The sequence below is a fragment of the Streptomyces sp. NPDC019396 genome, assembly GCF_040632375.1.
Taxonomy (GTDB): domain Bacteria; phylum Actinomycetota; class Actinomycetes; order Streptomycetales; family Streptomycetaceae; genus Streptomyces.
Genome location: NZ_JBEYBS010000016.1, coordinates 116,656 through 137,033 on the forward strand (window position 1 = coordinate 116,656; position 20,378 = coordinate 137,033).

Annotated in this window: 16 protein-coding genes; 12 read left to right on the forward strand and 4 right to left on the reverse strand. The window is 71.2% G+C overall.

The features are described 5' to 3' along the window. Positions 1–71 precede the first annotated feature (71 nt). The 3 genes from ABZ532_RS20010 to msrB are packed head-to-tail and all read left to right on the forward strand — an operon-like array spanning position 72 to position 2,458. Positions 72–542, forward strand: a complete 471-nt coding sequence (locus ABZ532_RS20010; protein WP_361285032.1) for an indole-3-glycerol phosphate synthase — start codon at positions 72–74, stop codon at positions 540–542. A 52-nt stretch (positions 543–594) separates the two neighbouring features. After that, a complete protein-coding gene (murC, locus tag ABZ532_RS20015) occupies positions 595–2,016 on the forward strand; it encodes a UDP-N-acetylmuramate--L-alanine ligase (RefSeq protein WP_361285035.1) in 1,422 nt (473 codons plus the stop codon). 34 nt (positions 2,017–2,050) lie between these two features. Continuing rightward, complete coding sequence (gene msrB, locus ABZ532_RS20020) at positions 2,051–2,458, forward strand: peptide-methionine (R)-S-oxide reductase MsrB (protein ID WP_361285038.1); 408 nt, start codon at positions 2,051–2,053, stop codon at positions 2,456–2,458. Positions 2,459–2,558: 100 nt separating this feature from the next. Here msrB and ABZ532_RS20025 read toward each other — a convergent pair whose 3' ends face one another. The 3 genes from ABZ532_RS20025 to ABZ532_RS20035 all read right to left on the reverse strand — a co-directional run bounded on the left by ABZ532_RS20025 (position 2,559) and on the right by ABZ532_RS20035 (position 6,672). Next, complete coding sequence (locus ABZ532_RS20025) at positions 2,559–4,322, reverse strand: MFS transporter (protein ID WP_361285041.1); 1,764 nt, start codon at positions 4,320–4,322, stop codon at positions 2,559–2,561. Positions 4,323–4,414: 92 nt separating this feature from the next. Next, positions 4,415–6,067 carry an alpha/beta fold hydrolase gene (locus ABZ532_RS20030; RefSeq protein ID WP_361285044.1) on the reverse strand — a complete coding sequence of 551 codons (1,653 nt, stop codon included), beginning with the start codon at positions 6,065–6,067 and terminating at the stop codon, positions 4,415–4,417. Between the two features lie 206 nt (positions 6,068–6,273). Next, positions 6,274–6,672, reverse strand: a complete 399-nt coding sequence (locus ABZ532_RS20035) for a VOC family protein (protein WP_361285047.1) — start codon at positions 6,670–6,672, stop codon at positions 6,274–6,276. 90 nt (positions 6,673–6,762) lie between these two features. On the opposite strand from ABZ532_RS20035, the gene ABZ532_RS20040 reads away from it, so the two are divergent. The 4 genes from ABZ532_RS20040 (at position 6,763) to ABZ532_RS20055 (ending at position 11,433) form a co-directional block, all read left to right on the forward strand. Further along, positions 6,763–7,386 carry a nucleoside/nucleotide kinase family protein gene (locus ABZ532_RS20040; RefSeq protein WP_361285050.1) on the forward strand — a complete coding sequence of 208 codons (624 nt, stop codon included), beginning with the start codon at positions 6,763–6,765 and terminating at the stop codon, positions 7,384–7,386. A 122-nt stretch (positions 7,387–7,508) separates the two neighbouring features. Next, positions 7,509–8,468 carry a hypothetical protein gene (locus ABZ532_RS20045; RefSeq protein WP_361285053.1) on the forward strand — a complete coding sequence of 320 codons (960 nt, stop codon included), beginning with the start codon at positions 7,509–7,511 and terminating at the stop codon, positions 8,466–8,468. 212 nt (positions 8,469–8,680) lie between these two features. Then, on the forward strand, positions 8,681–10,093 hold the full coding sequence (locus tag ABZ532_RS20050; protein WP_361285056.1) for an MmgE/PrpD family protein: 1,413 nt from the start codon (positions 8,681–8,683) through the stop codon (positions 10,091–10,093). 200 nt (positions 10,094–10,293) lie between these two features. Beyond that, positions 10,294–11,433 (forward strand): aminopeptidase P family protein, encoded by a 1,140-nt coding sequence (locus ABZ532_RS20055; protein ID WP_361285059.1) that lies wholly within the window; start codon positions 10,294–10,296, stop codon positions 11,431–11,433. A gap of 10 nt (positions 11,434–11,443) precedes the next feature. Here the strand turns inward: ABZ532_RS20055 and treZ are convergent, their stop codons facing one another. Then, positions 11,444–13,195 (reverse strand): malto-oligosyltrehalose trehalohydrolase, encoded by a 1,752-nt coding sequence (gene treZ / locus ABZ532_RS20060; protein WP_361285062.1) that lies wholly within the window; start codon positions 13,193–13,195, stop codon positions 11,444–11,446. A gap of 138 nt (positions 13,196–13,333) precedes the next feature. On the opposite strand from treZ, the gene ABZ532_RS20065 reads away from it, so the two are divergent. From ABZ532_RS20065 to pgi, 5 genes are all read left to right on the forward strand, one after another. Further along, positions 13,334–14,725 (forward strand): GH1 family beta-glucosidase, encoded by a 1,392-nt coding sequence (locus ABZ532_RS20065; RefSeq protein ID WP_361285065.1) that lies wholly within the window; start codon positions 13,334–13,336, stop codon positions 14,723–14,725. A gap of 101 nt (positions 14,726–14,826) precedes the next feature. Then, positions 14,827–15,375: a DUF1707 and FHA domain-containing protein gene (locus ABZ532_RS20070; RefSeq protein ID WP_361285068.1), complete on the forward strand. Its 549-nt coding sequence runs from the start codon at positions 14,827–14,829 to the stop codon at positions 15,373–15,375. Between the two features lie 176 nt (positions 15,376–15,551). Further along, positions 15,552–16,397, forward strand: coding sequence for a universal stress protein (locus ABZ532_RS20075; protein ID WP_361285071.1), 846 nt, complete (start codon positions 15,552–15,554; stop codon positions 16,395–16,397). Between the two features lie 219 nt (positions 16,398–16,616). Continuing rightward, positions 16,617–18,695, forward strand: a complete 2,079-nt coding sequence (gene tkt / locus ABZ532_RS20080; protein WP_361285074.1) for a transketolase — start codon at positions 16,617–16,619, stop codon at positions 18,693–18,695. Further along, a complete protein-coding gene (gene pgi, locus ABZ532_RS20085) occupies positions 18,692–20,371 on the forward strand; it encodes a glucose-6-phosphate isomerase (protein WP_361285077.1) in 1,680 nt (559 codons plus the stop codon). The genes tkt and pgi overlap by 4 nt, the downstream gene beginning before the upstream one ends. The last annotated feature ends 7 nt before the right edge of the window (positions 20,372–20,378 follow it).

The window sequence follows — 20,378 nt, forward strand, 5'->3', positions numbered from 1 at the left end:
GCGAGCACGGGGAAGGATGGTTTCCGCGGAAGGCCGAAGGCGGCAACACAGAACGCAGAAGGGCGCCCGACGTGTTCACAAGCGTATTGATGATCGAGAAGCCCCTCACGTCCACCGACGTGGATTTCGTCACCACTCTGCACGGGGACGAGGCCGTCTCGTTCATCGTGCTCATGCAGCCCCGCGGCGACCAGGCGGACTTTCTGCTGCGCGCCATCGACGACGTCGCGATGGGGGAGCTGAAGGAAGCCGTCAGAGAAGGGGACGAACCCGAGGGCAAGGAGGCGAGAAAGCCCGCCGAGCGCGCCCTCGAACACTCGCTCGCGGTGCTGCGGGCGGCAGGGAGCGAGGCCGTCGGCCAGATCGTCGAGGACCACCCGCTGGACAAGCTCAAGGCCGTCGTGGACGAGTCCGGGGCCGACGAGGTGATCGTGCTGACCGCGCCGCACTACGTGGAGGAGTTCTTCCACCGCGACTGGGCGTCCCGGGCCCGTCACAAGGTCGGTGTACCGGTGCTCAAGCTCTTCGCACACAGCGAATAGGCTGGGCTCTCGTACGACACCGCACTCTGACCGCACTCTGGGAGACACACAGATGGCACCCGGCATCCCCCACGCCATGGAACGGCCGCACTTCATCGGCATCGGCGGCGCCGGAATGTCCGGGATCGCCAAGATCCTCGCCCAGCGTGGTGCCAAGGTCGCGGGCAGTGACGCCAGGGAGTCGGCCACCGCCGAAGCCCTGCGCGCGCTCGGAGTGACCGTGCACATCGGGCACGCCGCCGAGCACCTCGCCGACGACGCCTCCTGTGTGGTGGTCTCCAGCGCCATCCGCGCCGACAACCCCGAGCTCGCCCGCGCCGCCGAGCTCGGCGTCCCCGTCGTGCACCGCTCCGACGCCCTCGCCTCCCTGATGCACGGCGCCGGCACCATCGCCGTGGCCGGTACCCACGGCAAGACCACCACGACCTCCATGCTGGCGGTGGCCCTCAGCGAGCTGGGCCTCGACCCCTCGTACGCGATCGGCGGCGACCTGGCGGGGCCCGGCACGAACGCCCGGCACGGTGCGGGCGAGATCTTCGTCGCCGAGGCCGACGAGAGCGACCGCAGCTTTCAGAAGTACGACCCCGATGTCGCGATCGTCCTCAACGTCGAGCTCGACCACCATGCCAACTACGCCTCCATGGACGAGATCTACGAGTCCTTCGAGGCGTTCGTCGCCAAGATCCCGCAGGGCGGCACCCTGGTCGTCGGGGAGCACTCCGGAGCCCGGGAGCTGGCCGCACGGGTCGCCGCGCGCGAGGACCTGGCCATCGTGCGGGTGGGTGAGGACGAGGCCGCCGATGTGCGGATCCTCGCGATCCGGCCGAACGGCATGACCAGTGAGGTCACCGTCTCCCTGGCGGAAGGCACCGCTACGGGCGGCGGAGCGGACGGCGGCGAGATCACCTTCACCGTCTCCGTCCCCGGCCGCCACTACGCCCACAACGCGGCGGCCGCCCTCGCCGCCGGCGCACGGATGGGGATCGCCCCCGCCGAACTGGCCGCCGCCCTCACCGCGTACACCGGTGTGGGCCGCCGCCTCCAGCTCAAGGGCGAGGCGGCGGGTGTCCAGGTCATCGATTCATACGCCCATCACCCCACCGAGATGACCGCCGACCTCGAGGCCATGCGCGCCGCCGCGGGCGAACGCAGGCTGCTCGTGGTCTTCCAGCCCCACCTCTTCTCCCGTACCCAGGAGCTCGGCAGCGAGATGGGCCAGGCGCTCGCCCTCGCCGACGCCTCCCTGGTCCTCGACATCTACCCGGCCCGCGAGGACCCGATCCCGGGCATCACCAGCGCGCTGATCACCGATGCCGCGACCGCGGCGGGCGCCCGGGTGACCTCCGTGTCCGACAAGAACGCCGTTCCCGGCCTGATCGCGGGAATGGCCGCACCCGGTGATCTCGTTCTCACCATGGGCGCCGGAGACGTCACGGACCTCGGTCCGCGGATCCTGGCCCACCTGTCTGACTGAGGCCGTCCACGGTCCCAAGCGAGGGAGAGCGAGCATGGCGTACGACGTCGAGAAGCCGGACGAGCAGTGGCGCGCGGAGCTGACCCCGGCGGAGTACGCGGTGCTCCGCGAGGGCGGGACCGAGCCCGCGTTCCGCGGGGAGTACACGGACACCAAGACCAACGGTGTCTACTCCTGCCGGGCGTGCGGTGCCGATCTCTTCACCTCCGGCACCAAGTTCGAGTCGCACTGCGGCTGGCCGTCCTTCTACGACCCGAAGGACTCGGACGCGGTGGAGCTGATTGAGGACCGCTCCCACGGCATGGTGCGCACCGAGGTGCGCTGCGGGCGCTGCGGCTCGCACCTCGGGCACGTTTTCGAGGGCGAGGGCTACGCCACCCCGACGGACCAGCGGTACTGCATCAACTCGATCTCGCTGCGGTTGGAGCCGGCTGGCGACTAAGCCCGAGTCTGTGGCTCTGGCCAGGGAACTTCCCTGGTCAGAGTCCTTGGCAGGCGAGGCGGCCGAGGCCGGGTCGTCCCGGCCGTCATCCGATCGGTCGTCACTGCGGGCAGCGCGTGCCACGTGCCACGCCGTAGGGCGCGGCGATCCGGTAGACGCCCGCCCGCGGAGCCGTCAGGCGGGTCCAGCCGTCCGCCTCGGCCAGGCAGCCCTCGTGCCGCGCGTCTCCCTCCAGACGCCTGCCGTCCGCGTCCACCAGCGACAGCCAGGGCGACCACGGAATCCGGACCAGCACCTGGCCGGGCGAGTCCACGGTCAGGGCCGTCCCGCTCTCGCCGGCGTGTACGACGGTCGCGGAGGGCCCGGCGAGAGGTGTGGGATCCGTCACCCGGAACAGCCGCCACCCCGCGTCCGACCACACCTCGGTCAGATAGGGCAGGCCTGCCGAGACCAGCTCCGTCTCCTGCTCGGCTCCGATGTCCGGTCGGCCACCCGTCGGGAGCACCACGTAGCGCACCGCCCACCGCTCCAGCCAGGCACGGTAGTTGGTGGCGTCGAGTGTGCCGTCGTAGAAGAGCGCGTTGCGCTGCATGTCCGCCTGGCGGTTCCAGCCGCGTGCCAGGTTCACATACGGGGTGAGCGCCGACGCCTCCCGGTGGCTGCGTTGCGGGACGACCTCGACCCGGCCGCGTACGGCGTCGACGCTCCGCAGCTGTTCGACCAGCGGCGTGAGCCCGCTCGCCCAGGCCGTGGCGGGAGTGGTGAGCCTGATGTCCGACACCGTCTTGTTGACCGTCCAGGTGAGCAGCCCGGCGAACGCCAGCCCCGCCACCAGGAGCCGTGGCAGACGCAGCGACCGCCGGACGGCAGTGCGCTCGCCGGCCGCGGCCAGCAGCGCCGTACCGGCGAAGAGCAGCGCCAGCCGTTCCACATTGCTGCCCACCTGCGAGGGAACCAGCCAGGTCAGGGTGATCCCGATGGCGTAGACCGCCGCCCCGGTCCGTACGGTGCGCCACCGCGGAGGCGCCGTCAGCAGCACGGCCAGCGTGTACAGGAGGGGCTGCACCACCGTGCCGAACGCCAGGGGCTGTATCCCCTCGAACGGGAACAGCAGGGCCGACGCACCGACCACGGCTATCGGCGGCAGTGCCGCCGCACAGCCCGCTGCCCGCCGCCCGCGCAGGAACAGCGCGGCACCGAGGACCCCCAGGAACAGCCCCGCCACCGGACTGGAGGCCGTCGCGAGCAGCGAGAACAGCACCACGGCGGCGCCCCGCAGGCGCCTTCGCCGCACGGGAGGGGCCGCCCGGCCGTCGTTTCCACCCCGGAACAGCACGCCCACCACGGCGAGCCCGAACAGGAGCCCCAGCCCGAACGTGGCCCGGCCGGACGCGGCATTGCAGACGAGCGCCACCGCACCCCACAGGGCCGGCGGCAGCGGACGGCGCACTCCGCCGCAGCGGGTGAGGACGAACGCCAGCAGCCCCGCGCACAGCGTCCCGGAGACCACGATCGTCGTCCGCACGCCGGCTGCCGCCATCAGATAGGACGAGACGACGCTGTACGACATCGGGTGCATCCCGCCGTACCAGGCGAAGTTGTACGCGGACCCGGGATGCCGTCCGACGAACCCGGCCCATGCGTCCTGGGCCGCTATGTCACCCCCGCTGTTGGCGACGAACCGGAACCACAGCAGATGCAGCAGACCCGCGGTGATCACGGTGATGGTCACCGGGTCGCGCAGCAGCCGCCAGGTGCCGACGAGTGCGTCCTTGGTGCGCGTGCTCCGGTGCCCGTACGCGACGGAGGGCAGGCTTGCCCGGGTACCGGCCGTCGTCGGGCTGTCCGGTTCCACGGTGGTCACGATGGCTCTCCCCCCAGGCCCGGCCGTGCTCCCCAGGTGCGGCCGGTCGTTGCCCGGGGACGCTAGCACGCACGGGAGGCGGGCTTGAGGGGCTACGAAGCCGGTGGTCTCGAGTCCGCTCCGGCGAGTCCGCCGCCGCCCGTGTCGATGCCGCCCTCGGGCTCGACGGGGGTGAAAGGGGGGAAGTCCTGTGCGCAGAGGGTGCCGGGCGGGGGCAGGACACCGTCGACGAGGTAGCGGCTCTCGTACTCGTCCGCGCAGATGCTGGGGTTCGCGAGCGCGGTGTGCCCGTAGCCCTTGATGGTGAGCAGACGGGCGTTGGCCAGTTCGCGTGTCATGGCCAGGGCCCCCTGGTGCGGGGTGACCGGGTCGAAGGTGGAGTTGACCACCAGGAGCGGTGGGGTGGGACGGTTCCACGGACCCGTGTACGGGTCGGCAGCCGTCGTGGGCCACACGGCGCAGGCCGAGGTCGACCAGGGGATGAGGCGTCCCAGGTCCCCGGCGCGGGCATGGCCGAAGTCCGCGAGGGACCGGTAGCGCAGCGGGTCCTTGGGATTGGGGCTCTCGGAGCACCGTATCGCCTCTATCTGTTCGAAGCCGGGGTACGGCAACGGGGCGGGCGCGGCCGGGGACTCCTCCGGGATGCGCCCCTGCCAGAGCTCCTCGAGGGTGTCCGCGAGCTCGGCCCACTGGGGGTGGACGGTGTAGAGGTGTTCGAACGTGGTGCCGACGGCGGCGGCATAGGTCCAGCCGTCCTGGGGCCGCCGTTCGAGACGCCGCAGCAGATGTTCGTACTTGACGCGGGTCGCGTCCGGGCCGCCAGCGGAGAAGGCGCAGCGCTCGGTGTCCGTACGCCCGCAGAGGTCGAGGAACTGCCGCAGGGTCGCGGCGGCGCCCAGATCGGATTCCGTGCGCTGGAAGGTGGTCAGCAGGGGGTCGCTCTTCGCGCCGTGGTTGAACCAGGCCTCGGGGTCGAGGTTGGCGTCCAGGACCATGGCGCGGACCCGGTCGGGGAACAGGTTGGCGTACGTGGCGCCCAGCAGCGTCCCGTAGGACACCCCGAGGAAGCTGAGCCGCACCTCGCCCACGGCCTCCCGCAGCCGGTCGAGGTCGCGGGCCGTGTCGGCGGTGGAGACATGCCGCAGCAGCTCGGGGTCCCGCTTCTCACAACGCCTGGCCAGCTCGGCGTACCCGTCGAACCAGACTTCGCGTTCCTTCGCGTCGACCGGGAAGCCGCCGGGGCTCCCGGCTGCCCACTCATAGGCTTCCTGAGGGGTGTCGAAGCACCGCACGGCGGTGCTCGATCCGACACCGCGCGGGTCCCAGCTCACGATGTCGAAGCGGCGGCGCACTTCCTCGGGGAAGGCCTCGTAGGACAGCGGCAGATCCTCCGTCCCCGGGCCACCGGGGCCTCCGGGGTTGTAGAAGAGCGTGCCGACACGCCGCCCGGGACCCGTCGCCTGCCGCTTGATGACGGCCAGTTCGATCGTGCGCCCGCCCGGAGCGCGGTGGTCGAGCGGCACACGGGCGGTGGCGCACTCGAAACCGGGGGCTTCGGCGCAGGGGGTCCATTCCAGAGCGGACGCGTCGGCAGCGGGAGGAGGGACCGGTCCTCCGGCCAGGGAGCGTGCCGGCGGGGTGCGCATCGGGGCGTGGGCCGGGGTGTGCATCGCCGTGCAGAGCACCGCCGCGAGGGTGACCACGGCACAACGCCCGCGGCCGGAAATCGCTCCGGGTATGTGCATGCACCCGATCCCATGTCAGGTCTGACACACCCGCAACCAGCCTGCCGCCGAATGGCCGCAGAGCGCGGCGGACGTGAGATCCGGAGCCTGGCGCGCCGGAGTTCGCGACGTGACGAGCGGTCGAACGTACGTCCGTGACCGGCAGGCGCTGAGACGTCTCGTCAGCTCGCCTCCCACGCCTCCCACACCTCACGCGCTCGGGCGGCTCACGCGGGCTGGAGCAGATCCCACCGGTTGCCGTAGAGGTCCTCGAACACGGCCACCGAGCCGTACGGCTCATGTCGGGGCTCCTCCAGGAAGCGCACCCCTGCGGCTGCCATCCGGGCGTGGTCGCGGGCGAAGTCGTCTGTGTACAGGAAGAAGCCGACCCGGCCACCGGTCTGGGCGCCGACGGCAGCGAGCTGTGCCTCGCCGGCGGCCTTTGCGAGCAGCAGATCGGTGCCGCCGCCGTCCCCGGGGCGGACGACCACCCAGCGCGAGCCGCCGCCCCGGTCCGTGTCCTCGACGAGGGCGAAACCGAGGGCGTCGCGGTAGAAGGCGATGGCCTCGTCGTAGTCGCGGACGACCAGTGCGGCCAGGGCGATACGGCGCTGCGGGGTGGGCATGAGCGGCACTCCTTGCCGGGGGAAGCCGGGGACGCCCGGGGCGGGCGCCGGGGGCGCCCAGTATCCCCGGACACCCGCACAATGCCTGCCATGGACCCCTCGATCGAGCAGCTCACCGCCCGGGCAGGCCGACTCGCAAGGCCGGGTGCGCGCCGGATCCTCGGGATCGCCGGGCCGCCTGGGGCCGGTAAGTCGACCCTCGCCGGGGAGCTCGTGGCGCGGCTGGACGGGCTCGCCGTGCTCGTACCCATGGACGGGTTCCATCTGGCGCAGGCGGAGCTGGAACGGCTGGGGCGGGCGGCCCGCAAGGGCGCGCCCGACACCTTCGACGCCGCCGGGTACACCGCGCTGCTGGCCCGGCTGCGGGGCGCCGAGGAGGGCAGCACGGTGTACGCGCCCGCATTCGCACGCGAGATCGAGGAGCCCGTGGCGGGCAGCATCCCGGTCGGCCCGGGCGTCCCGCTCGTCATCACGGAGGGCAACTACCTGCTCCACGACGAGGGTGCCTGGGCCCGGATCCGCAGTCTCCTGGACGAGGTCTGGTACCTGGAGCTCGACGAGCGGCTGCGGGTGCCCAGGCTTGTCGACCGCCATGTGCGTTTCGGCAAGGAACGCCCGTACGCCGAGCGCTGGGTGGCGGACTCCGACGAGGCCAACGCCCGGCTGGTCGCGCACGGCAGGCACCGGGCCCATCTGACCGTACGGATGGACTGAACGGGGCTGATCAGGGGCGGCGGGCGCGGGCACCCGGAGAGCGCTCCCGGCAGGGTGGTCGGTAGGCTCGAAACCAGAGCACACGCGGGAAACCGAGGACCACAGGATGAGCGGGGGCTGATGTGGGGCTGTTCCGGCGAGGACCGAAGCGGGACGGGGACGACGTGCCCCGCGACGAGGAGTTCACCTTCCTCTCGGTCGGAGAGGCCGCGCGCTTCCGCAGCCAGGTCCGGGAGGCGTTCGCCGAACAGGGCCTCGAGGTCACCGTCTACTCCGATGTGGTGACCGACAGCTCCGGACGCCAGTTCGGGCTCGGCAACCTCGCGGCCGTCTGCCACAACGACGAGCGCGGCCCTCGGGTGTGGCCCGAAGTGATCCGCGGGCATGTCGCCCTGGTGCTGCGCACCATGGACGCGCCGTCGGCCCTGGACACGCTGCCGCCGGAGCAGATCCGCGCCCAGCTCTACCCGAGGGTGATCGGCTCGGACGGCCTCGATCCCAAGACCTTCGGATATGCCCGCCACCTCGCCCCCGGGCTGTGCGAGGTGCTCGCCCTCGATCTCCCCGAGAGCGTCATGATGCTCACCGACGAGGCCCTGGCGCCGCTCGGGAAGGTCGAGGAGCTCAGGCAACGCGCGATGGAGAACCTCCGGGGCCTCCCGGTGGAGGGCCACGAACTCGTCGAGGACGCCGGTGGCCTGCGCTTCGACGTGGTGGTCGGCGACTCGTTCTACACCGCCAGCCGTGTCCTGGCGCTCGACACGCTCGTCCAACAGGTCACCGGACAGCACATCACCCCCGACGGCGCGCTGGTCGCGCTGCCCTTCCGGCACCAGGTCGCGTTCCACGTCATCCGTGACGCCGGCATCATCCCGTCGCTCAACGGCATGGCGGCCTTCGCCGCTTCCGGGTATGCCGACACGCCCGGTGCCATCACCCCGTACGTCTACTGGTGGCGCCACGGCACGCTCACCCAGCTCAGTGATCGCACCGAGGACGGCGAAGGGCTGCGGATCGTCGTGGACGGCGACTTCCAGGAGCTGCTGGAAAGGCTCGTCGGCCGGCGGCCGGGCGAGGACTGAGCGCCGCACGTCGTGCTGCGCCATGCGAGTGGCGTGGCACGACGGGCGGATCGGAAGCACCGTTCCCGGCGGGCGGTGACGCAAGAATGCGGGGACATCATGCCGTTCGGCGCGCTCGACGGCTGTCGGACTCCCGTTCGTCCCGGTATTCGGCCGCAGCGGCGTGCTCGAACGCGCACCGCCCTGACTGTCCGAGTCCGCGAGGAGATTCCATGGCCGCCCCCGCCAGCGCAGTCGACACGAAGCCCACCGTGGTGGAAGAGATCGCCGCCTACGCGCACCGCGCGCGTTACGAGGACCTCTCGAAGACCTCCGTCGAGCAGCTGCCGACCCATGTTCTCGACTGTGTCGCCTGCTCCCTCGCCGCTCTCGGCGCCCCACCGGTCAACGCCTGCCGCGCACAGGTGCGTGACTTCGCCGACGGCGGGGCCTGCCGGCTCATCGCGGGTGGGACATCGAACCCGGTGTACGCGTCGTTCTGGCACACGGCGCTGGTGCGTTACGTCGACATCATGGAGAACTTCCTCGCACCGACGGAGACCTGCCACACCGCCGACAACTTCGGCGGTGTGCTCACCGCAGCGGATCTCGCCGACGCGAGCGGCCGGGAGTTCATGCTGGGGCTCGCCGTCAGCTACACCATCCAGTCCAGGCTCGTCGACCACGCCAACTTCATGACGAGAGGGTTCGACCACACCGCGCAGCTCGCCTTCTCGGTCCCCGCCGCGGCAGGTCGGCTCCTCGGTATGGAAGCGGAACAGCTCGCCCACGCGATGGCCATGGCCGGTGCCAGTGGAGCGTCGTTCGCCAACATCCGGGCGAAGCCCCTGTCCCAGTGGAAGGGGCTCGCCTCGGCTCAGTCCGCGTTCGCCGCGATGAACGCGCTGTTCCTCGCCCGTCGTGGGGTCGAGGGCCCGCTCGCCATCATCGAGGGCCCGAACGGCATCGACAATCTGCTGCACCGGCCCATCGAGGTCGACTGGGCGAACGAGAAGTACGAAGGCATCGCCACGAGTGCCATCAAGCGGTACAACGCCGAGATCCACACGCAGTCGGCGATCCACTGCATGGTCGAACTGCGCGGGCGGCAGCCGCTCGACCCCGCGCAGATCGTCTCCATCGAGGCGGTCGTACCCCAGATCACCTTCGATTTCACCGGCGGGGGGCTGTACGGGGGTGCGGCCACGACCATCACGACGAAGGAACAGGCCGACCACAGCCTCCCCTACCTGCTCGCCGTAGCGCTCCTCGACGGGGACGTGATGCCCGCACAGTTCCTCCCGGAGCGCATCGGGCGGGACGACGTACAGCACCTGCTGACCAAGGTCGTCGTCAAACCGGGTCAGGACTTCACGCGTGCCTACCCCGAGCTGATGCCGGCACACCTCACCGTCCGTCTCCAGGACGGCAGCGTCCTCACGCACGGTGTCGACGACTATCCCGGGCTGCCGTGCCGCCCCTTCACCTGGGACGACGCGGTCAGCAAGTACGACCGTCTCGTGGAAGGCAAGGTCGCCCCCGGCCTCGCCGGAGAGATCAAGGACGTCGTCAAGAACATCGCCGGGTCCACCACACGCGACCTCACCGGGCTCCTCGCACGCGTGCCGTACCCCACGGCGAACTGACGGCCGGCCGGGCCTGCCCGGATGCCGTGACACCTGTGCGGCCGGCCGAGCGACGTGTGCGGGCCGGCCGTACTGCAACGCATCTCAGGGCGCCGGAAGTTCGGGTGGCCGAGCCGCGGCGCTCTTGAAAATCACCGCGGGGGCCCTCAGGTTGATCAAGGGCCGTCCGGCCCGACAGCCCAGCCGCCGATGAGGAGCCCATGCCCGCCGTGCCCGCCATGAACACTCCGCCCGAGCCCTTCACCGCCGAGGACTACCGGGCCCGGATGGCCCGCGCCGCGCGCTCCGCCGCCGAGGCCGGACTTGACGGGCTGCTCGTGGCCCCGGGACCCGACCTGGTCCATCTGACCGGCTACCAGCCGGTGTCCACCGAACGGCTCACCCTCCTCCACCTCGCCGACGGCCGGGATCCCGTGCTGGTGGTGCCGACCCTTGAGGCTCCCGACGCCGAACACGCGGCCGGCGCCGCCGCGCTCACCCTGCGGGACTGGACGGACGGCCAGGACTCGCACGCCGTCGCCGGGGCACTGCTGGAGAGCGAGGGGCGCTACGGGGTCAGCGACAACACCTGGGCCATGCATCTGCTCGGACTGCAACGGCGGCTCCCGGGCAGCTCCTTCGTGGCGCTCACCGAAGCCCTGCCCATGCTGCGGGCGGTCAAGGACGCCGCTGAACTGGCCCGGCTGGAGGCCGCGGGAGCCGCCGCCGACGAGGCGTACGGGGAGATCCTCGAGGTCCGCTTCTCCGGACGCCGGGAAAGCGAGGTGGCCGCCGACCTCGCCGCGCTGCTACTGCGGTTCGGGCACTCCCAGGTGGACTTCACCGTCGTCGGTTCCGGCCCCAACGGCGCCAATCCCCACCACGAAGCGGGCGAGCGTGTCATCGGGCAGGGCGACATGGTCGTACTGGACTTCGGAGGTCTGAAGCACGGCTACGGCTCCGACACCACCCGCACCGTCCACGTCGGTGAACCGACCGCCGAGGAACTGCGGGTCCACGAGGTGGTGCGCGCCGCGCAGCAGGCCGGGTTCGACGCCGTTCGTCCCGGGGCGCTGTGCCAGGACGTCGACCGGGCCGCCCGCGCGGTCATCGAGGCGGCCGGATACGGCGCGTACTTCATCCACCGCACCGGTCACGGCATCGGCGTCACCACCCACGAGCCGCCTTACCTGATCGAGGGCGAGGAGCAACCGCTGGTGCCCGGCATGTGCTTCTCGATCGAGCCGGGGATCTATCTGCCGGGGCGCTTCGGTGTGCGGATCGAGGACATCGTCACCGTCACGGAGAGCGGCGGACGGCGTTTCAACAACACCCCGCGCGAGCTGGCGATCGTCGCATAGGCCTCGCTGCTCACTCGTCCGCGAGCACCACACATGACTCGCCCGGCAGTTCCAGCGTTCCGTCAGGCCCCGGTGCCCGCACCCCGTTCCACACCGCGAGCACCCGGGCCGGGCCGCCGCCCAGCGGGATCACGGCCGGGGTCTCGCCGAGATTGACCGCGACCCTGAGGTCACCGCGGCGGAACACGAACCACCGCGCCTCCTCGTCGTAGGCGATCCGTACCGCCGCCAGATCGGGGTCGGAGAGGTCCGGCTGGGATCGGCGCAGGGCGATCAGCTCGCGGTACCAGGCCAGCAGCCGGGCGTGCGGCTCGCGCTCCCGCTCGGTGCGGTCCAGGCAGGAGCGCTCCCGGGTCGCCGGGTCCTGCGGGTCCGGGATGTCGTCCGCCGACCAGCCGTGCCCGGCGAACTCCCGCCGCCGGCCCTGCCGCACGGCCTCCGCCAGCTCGGGGTCGGTGTGGTCGGTGAAGTACTGCCAGGGCGTGGAGGCCCCCCACTCCTCACCCATGAACAGCATGGGAGTGAACGGCGCCGTCAGAACCAGCGCCGCCGCGCACGCCAGCAGACCGGGGGAGAGCCGCGCGGACAGCCGGTCGCCCATCGCGCGGTTGCCGATCTGGTCATGGGTCTGGGCATAGCCCAGGAAGCGGTGCGCCGGGGTGCGGCTCAGCTCGACCGGACGCCCGTGGGTCCGGCCCCGGAAGGCCGAGTAGGTCCCGTCGTGGAAGAAGACGTGTCCGAACGTCTTGGCGAGCGCGGCCAGCGGGGCGCGGGCGAAGTCCGCGTAGTATCCGCGGGAATCGCCGGTCAGGGCGGTGTGCAGGGAATGGTGGAAGTCGTCGTTCCACTGGGCGTGCAGCCCGAGCCCGCCCTCCTCGCGCGGTGTGGTCGTACGGGGATCGCACAGGTCCGACTCGGCGATGAGGAACACCGGGCGGTGTACATCGGCGCCGAAGGCGTCCACCGCGGCAGACAACTCCTCCAGGAACGTCAGCGCACGGTTGTCGACGAGGGCGTGGACCGCGTCCAGCCGCAGCCCGTCCATCCGGTAGTCACGCAGCCAGGCCACCGCGCTGCCCACCAGATAGGCGCGCACCTCGTCCGAGCCGGGGGCGTCCAGGTTGATCGCCGAGCCCCACGGGGTGTGATGGGTGTCCGTGAGATACGGGCCGAAGGAGGGCAGATGGTTGCCCGAGGGCCCCAGATGGTTGTGGACCACGTCCAGGACCACCCCGAGCCCCAGACCGTGCGCAGTGTCGACGAAGCGCTTGAGGGCGGCGGGCCCGCCGTACGGCTCGTGTACGGCCCAGGGTGCTACCCCGTCGTACCCCCAACCGTGCACCCCGGGGAAGGGGCACACCGGCATCAGCTCCACATGGGTGATGCCGAGGTCCACCAGCTCGGGCAGCCGCTCCGCCGCGGCGTCCAGCGTGCCCTCCCGCGTGCAGGTGCCCACATGCAGCTCGTACAGCACCGCACCCGTGAGTCCGCGCCCCGGCCAGTCGTCGCTGCTCCAGACGTACGCGTCCGGGGCGACCACCGCGCTCGGCGCATCAGGTCCGTCGGGCTGGCGACGTGACCGCGGGTCCGGCAGCAGCGGGCCGTCATCCAGCAGGAAGCCGTAGCGCGTGCCGTCGACCGCGTCGGCCTCCGCTGTCCACCAGCCCTTTCGCTCGGGATCGCGTCGCATCGGTTGCCGCGCGTCGTCCAGCCACAGCACGACCCGGTCCTGGGCGCGCGGCGCCCACACCTCGAACAGCACTGGCGTTTCCCCTGTCGTGTCGGTCCGTCAGTACGGTGATCCGTTGGTCCGTCAGCTCCGTATCGGTGGGACTCGCAGCCATCCTGGCAAGTCCCGGGGTCTGGAGGAGGGCTACTCGCCGGTACTAGGGTCCCGGCCATGACATCGCAGCCCGTACCGCCGCCCGCGACTGCGCCGCTCGCCACCGCGCTGCCCGCCTTCCCACCGGGATTCCTCTGGGGAGCGTCCGCCTCCGCCTTCCAGACCGAGGGCGCCACCGACACCGACGGCAAGGGCCCGTCCGGCTGGGACGCCTTCGCCGCACAGCCCGGCCGTATCAAGGACGGCGCCGACGCCGCCCGGGGCACCGGCTTCCGTGAGCGCTACCGCGAGGATGTCGCCCTGCTCGCCGGGCTCGGCGCGGGCGCCTTCCGCTTCTCCGTCAGCTGGCCCCGGGTGATCCCCGGCGGCAGCGGTCCGGTCAACCCGGCCGGGCTGGGCTTCTACGACCGCCTCGTCGACGAACTGTGCGCCCACGGCATCACCCCCGCGCCGACCCTCTACCACTGGGACACCCCGCTGCCCCTCGACGAGGCGGGCGGCTGGCTGAACCGGGACACCGCCGCCCGCTTCGCCGACTACGCCGCCGTCGTCGCCGAACGCCTCGCCGACCGCGTCCCCATGTGGATCACCATCAACGAACCGGCCGAAGTCACCCTGCTCGGCTATGCGCTCGGGGAGCACGCGCCCGGGAAGCAGCTCCTTTTCGACGCCCTGCCCGCCGCCCACCACCAGCTGCTCGCTCACGGCCTCGCCGTTCAGGCCCTGCGCGCGGCGGGCGCGGGCGCCATAGGCCTCGCGGTCTCCCACTCGCCCGTACGGGCCGCGAGCGACAGCGAGGAGGACCGCGCCGGCGCCGAGATCTACGACACCCTCACCAACTGGCTCTTCGCCGACCCGCTGCTGACGGGCCGCTACCCCGAGGGCTTCGACGGCCTGATGCCCGGTCCGGTCGCCGACGACCTCGCCCTGATCTCCCAGCCCCTGGACTGGTACGGCATCAACTACTACAGCCCCATGCTGGTCGGAGGCCCGGCACCGGAGGCCCTGGGCTCGTACGCCGGTCTCGGCATGCCCGAAGGGCTCCCCTTCGGGCTCCGCGAGATCGAAGGGGCGCAACGCACCCACTTCGGCTGGCCCGTGGTCCCCGACGGGCTGCGTGAACTCCTCCTCATGCTGAAGGAGCGCTACGGGGACCGGCTGCCGCCCGTGCACATCACCGAGAACGGCTGTTCGTACGACGGGCTCGACGACGGCCGTCGCATCGCCTTTCTGGACGGCCATCTGCGCGCACTGCACGGTGCGATCGAGGAGGGTGTGGACGTACGCGGCTACTTCGTCTGGTCGCTGACCGACAACATCGAGTGGGTCGAGGGCGCTTCACAGCGCTTCGGACTGGTCCACGTCGACTACGAGACCCTCGAACGCACCCCGAAGGCGTCCTACACGTGGTACCGGGACATGATCCGCGCCCAGCGATCCCGGCACTGACCGGGCCTGCCATACGGCCGCGACATCCCGCCGGGCACCCGGTCGGCCGCCCGGCCGGTGCTTCTGGACACCTCGGGGCATCCGGCCCGACAATCACCTGTGTGACGTCCTCCTTCGAGTTCCAGACATATCCTGCCCGCGTCTCGGACGCGGACCGGGACCGTGCGCTGGTCAGACTCCGGGAGGGCGCGGTCCAGGGCAGGCTCTCGCACGACACGTTCGTACGGCGGGTGGAGCTGGCCCTCGCTGCGAGCAGCCCCGATGAACTGCGGGCGCTCACCGCCGATCTGCGCAGCGAAGGGCGGCTGGCGAAGAAGCTGTTCGGCGCGGTCGGCAGGGTCTCCGCCTTCTCCGTGCGGCTCGGCCGCGCCTGGCAGGCGGAGAAGCTGCCCCCGCTGCTCCTGCCCGAGCCCGGACCGTATCCCCTGCGAATCGGCCGGGACCCGTCCAACGGGCTGCGGCTGAGCCATGAGTCGGTCTCCCGGCTGCACGCCGAACTGACGCAGCGCGGCGGGCTGTGGGTGCTGCGCGACCTCGGCTCCACCAACGGCACCACGGTCAATGACCGCAGGGTCACCGGCACGGTCGTGGTCCAGGCCGGGGATGTGGTGGGTTTCGGGCGGATGAGCTTCCGCCTCGCCGCCCGCTGAGCCGCCTGCACCCGCTGCTCCCTGCCCGGGTCGGGGGCCGGGCGGCCCTCACTCACTGTACGTGACGCTCTGAATCGCGGCACCCGGCACTCCTCGGTAGCTTCGTTCTGAGGCGTCCTCGTGCGCGGTGGTCCGTGACGGCTCTGCGCACGTGCCCCGAGGCAAGGAGGACCACCATGTCCCTACCCATCGCTGTGGGAGTGGACGGTTCCGGCGAGAGCATGGCGGCCATCGACTGGGCGGCCGACGAGGCCGCGCTGCGGGGCACTGGCCTTCGCCTGGTGTACGCGTCGCGCTGGCAGGAGCACCGCCTCCAGGCCGTGAAGCCGACGCGCGAGGCACAGGGCGAGGAGGACCGCGGCCTGCTGGCCGCGGCCGAGCAGCGGGCCCATACCCGCAGGCCGGGGATCAGCACGTCCCCGGAGGAGACCGAGGACGCTCCCGCCAGGCTGCTGGTGGATGTGGGCTCCGACTCGGAACTGCTGGTGCTCGGGTCGTCCGCGCTCGGCAGCGCCTCCGGTTTCATCGTGGGCTCGGTCGGACAGGAGGTCGTGGCGGACGCCAAGCGCCCCGTGGTGCTGGTGCGTCCGGGCTACGGCAAGGAAGGCCGCGCCGAGCACGGCGAGATCGTCGTGGGTCTCGACGTCGGACACGGCGACGACGGTGGTGAGCTGCTGGAGTTCGCCTTCGACTTCGCGGCGAAGCACAGTGCCCCGCTTCACGTCCTGCACACCTGGCACGCCCCCGCCTTCCACCACCGTGAAGCCGAGGTACGCGGTGAGCGGGAGACCGAGCTGGCGGCACTCGTACGCCCCTACCGGGACAAGTTCCCGCAGGTCGAGGTGACCGAGGACGCCGCCCCCGGCGGCCGTCCCGCCGACCGGCTCGTGGATTCGGCGGCGGACGCCGCCCTGGTGGTCGTGGGCCGGCGCCGGGCCGCCAAAGGGTCCCACACCGGTTCCATCGCGCACGCCGTGCTCCACCACGCCGCCTGCCCGGTGGCCGTCGTACCGCACGCCTGACACCCACCTGAGGAGGGCCTACGCCCGCAGCCCCGTTCACCCCTCGCGGGTGAGCACCGAATCGGACTTTCCGGCCAGGCTGGCATGAGGATCGTCCGTGGCATGCGGCGGGCGGGGAGCGCCCGGACGTGGGTCGCCGGGCGTCCCGACCGCCCACCGGCCCCGCACCAGTCCGCCGAGCCCGGGTACCCGCCGTACCTGCCGGAAACGGGAGCGCATATGACCACGCTGGACATCGACCTGGACACGCTGTCGGTGAACACCATCCGCGGCCTGTGCATGGACGCCGTGGAGAAGGCCGCATCCGGGCACCCGGGCACGCCGATGGGCATCGCGCCCGTCGCGTACACGCTCTGGCAGCGGTATCTGAGGTTCGACCCCGCGAACCCGGTCTGGCCGAACCGGGACCGCTTCGTGCTCTCCGAAGGCCATGCCTCCACACTGCTCTGGTCCCTGCTGCACCTGACCGGGGTACGGGCGGTCGACCCCGACTACGAGGTGCTCGGGCGCCCCGCGGTCACCCTCGACGACCTGAAGTCTTTCCGGCAGCTCGGCTCACGCTGCCCCGGACACCCCGAGTACCGGTGGACCAGCGGCGTGGAGACCACGACCGGGCCGCTGGGCCAGGGCGTAGCCACCTCCGTCGGCATGGCGATGGCGGGGCGCTGGCTGGCCGCCCGCTACAACCGCGACGACTTGCCGCTCTTCGACTTCGACGTGTACGCGCTCGCCGGTGACGGCTGCATGATGGAGGGCATCGCCTCCGAAGCCGCCTCCCTCGCCGGACACCAGCAACTGGCGAACCTGTGCTGGATCTACGACTCCAACCGGGTGACCATCGAGGGACACACCGGTATCGCCTTCACCGAGGACGTGGCCGCCCGCTTCCTCGCGTACGGCTGGAACGTGACCACCGTCGCCGACGCCAACGACCTGGACGCCGTGGACCGCGCCTTCCACACCTTCCGGACCGAGTCCGAGCGCCCCACGTTGATCCTGGTGCACAGTCACATCGGCTACGGCTCGCCCGTGGAGGACTCGCCGAAGGCCCATGGATCGCCTCTGGGACCCGAGGGCGTACGCACGGCCAAGCGTTTCCTCGGACTGCCCGAGGACCGCGAGTTCTGGGTCCCCGACGAGGTCCGTACCCGCTTCGAGCAGGGCATCGGCGCCCGCGGCGCCGAGCTGCGCGGTATCTGGGAGAAGCGGTTCGAGGCCTATCGCGCGGCCTGGCCCGGGCTCGCCGACGAGATCCAGCGCATGCAGCGCCGCGAACTGCCGAACGGCTGGGACAGCAAGCTCCCCGACTTCCCCGCCGACCCCAAGGGTCTGGCCACCCGGGAGTCGTCCGGCCAGGTGCTCAACGCCCTCGCCGAGCGGGTGCCCTGGATCGTCGGCGGGTCCGCGGACCTGGCCCCGTCCACCAAGACCCGGCTCACCTTCGAGGGAGCGGGGGACTCCGAGCCGGACGAGCCGTACGGACGCAATCTCCACCTGGGCGTACGGGAGCACGCCTCGGCAGCCGTGGCCAACGGGATGGCCCTGACCAAACTGCGGTCGTACTGGTCCGGGTTCCTGATCTTCTCCGACTACGCCAAGGCCGCCATCCGGCTGTCCGCGCTGATGGAGATCCCGGTCGTGCACATCTTCACCCATGACTCCATCGGCGTCGGCGAGGACGGCCCCACCCACCAGCCGGTCGAGCAGATCGCCGGACTGAGGGCGATGCCGGGACTCCTGGTGTTCCGGCCCTGCGACGCCGGCGAGGTCACCGAGACCTGGCGGCTGGTCGCCGGACTGCGCCATGAGCCCGCGGCGCTGGTGCTCTCCCGCCAGGCGCTCCCCACTCTCGACCGGTCCCGGCTCGCCGCCGCGTCCGGAGTGGCCCTGGGCGCCTACGTACTGGCCGACGCGCCGTCGGGCGAGCCCGACGTGATCCTGCTGGCCACCGGCTCGGAGGTGCACCTCGCACTGTCGGCGCGGGAAGAGCTGGCGGCCGAGGGCATCCAGGCCCGCGTGGTCAGCATGCCCTGCTGGGAGCTGTTCGACCGTCAGCCCAGGGAGTACCGCGACCAGGTGCTGCCGCCGCACGTCACCGCACGGGTCGGCATCGAGCAGGCGTCGACTTTCGGCTGGGACCGCTATGTCGGCGACGGCGGCGCGCTCATCGGTATGCACACCTTCGGCGCCTCCGCACCCCTCAAACAACTGCTGACCAAGTTCGGCTTCACTCCCGAGCGGGTGGCCGAGGCAGCGCGTGAAGTACTCGCACGTCCGCAGGAGGCGATGACCCGATGACGGCCACTCTGCTCCGCAAGCGCCCCGCATGGCAGGCGCTGGAACGGCACCACGAGCAGGTCGCCGCGCACGATCTGCGGTCGCTGTTCGCCGATGACCCCGGACGCGGCGAGCGGCTGTGCGCCGAGGCCGCCGGGCTGTATCTCGACTACTCCAAGCACCTGGTGACCGACGAGACCATGGGTCTGCTGCTGGACCTCGCACGGGAGTCCCGGCTTGAGCACCACCGGGACGAGATGTTCCGCGGGGACCGCATCAACGTGTCGGAGAACCGGCGCGTGCTGCACATCGCCCTGCGCATGCCCCGGGGCAGCTCGCTGGTCGTCGACGGCACCGACGTCGTACCCGGGGTCCACGGCGTGCTCGACCGGATGGCCGCGTTCACCGAGCGGGTGCGCTCGGGGCAGTGGCGGGGCGCGACCGGGAAGCCGATCCGCAATGTCGTCAACATCGGTATCGGCGGCTCCGACCTGGGCCCGGTGATGGCCTACGAGGCGCTGCGCCACTACACCAGCCGCGACATGACGTTCCGCTTCGTCTCCAACGTCGACTCCACCGATCTCGTGGAGGCGCTGCGCGACCTGTCAGCCGACGAGACCCTGTTCATCGTCTCGTCCAAGACGTTCGGCACGCTGGAGACCCTCACCAACGCCCACTCGGCACGGGACTGGCTGGTGGGCCGGCTCGGTGAGGAGGCCGTCGCCCGGCACTTCGCCGCCGTGTCCACCAACGCCGAACGGGTCGCCGCCTTCGGTATCGACACCGACAACATGTTCGGCTTCTGGGACTGGGTCGGCGGACGCTACTCGATGGACTCGGCCATCGGCCTGTCGACCATGCTGGCCATCGGGCCCGAGCTGTTCCGCGAGCTGCTCGCCGGTTTCCACGACATGGACGAGCACTTCCGGACCGCCCCGCTGGAGCGGAACCTGCCGGTGCTGATGGGCCTGCTCGCGGTCTGGTACGCGGACTTCTTCGGCGCCCAGACGGTCGGCGTGATGCCGTACGAGCAGTATCTGAGCCGCTTCCCCGCGTATCTCCAGCAGCTCACCATGGAGTCCAACGGCAAGCACGTGACCCTCGGTGGCGACCGGGTGGACTACGACACCGGCCCCGTCTACTGGGGCGAGCCGGGCACCAACGGGCAGCACAGCTTCTACCAGCTGATGCACCAGGGCACCCGGCTGATCCCTGTCGACCTGATCGGCTTCGGCAAGAGCCTCAACCCGCTGGGCGACCACCACGACATCCTGTCGTCCAACATCTTCGCCCAGGCCCAGGCGCTCGCCTTCGGCCGCACCGAGGAGGAGGTACGCGCGGAGGGCACCGCCCCCGAGGTCGTGCCCCACCGGGTGATGGAGGGCAACCGGCCCTCCACCGTGCTGCTGGCGGAGAAGCTCACGCCGCGGGTTCTGGGCCGGCTGGTCGCGCTCTACGAGCACAACGTGTTCACGCAGGGCACCGTCTGGAACATCGACTCCTTCGACCAGTGGGGCGTCGAGCTCGGCAAGGTCCTGGCAGCCGAGATCATCCCGGAGCTCACCGCCGACCGGGAGCCGGAGCTGCGACACGACTCGTCCACCAACGCACTCATCCGCCACTACCGCGCCCTCAAGAACGGGCACGGAAACGGTCACCAGAGCGGTCACGAGAACGGGGTCGGCCATGACCACTGACACACCC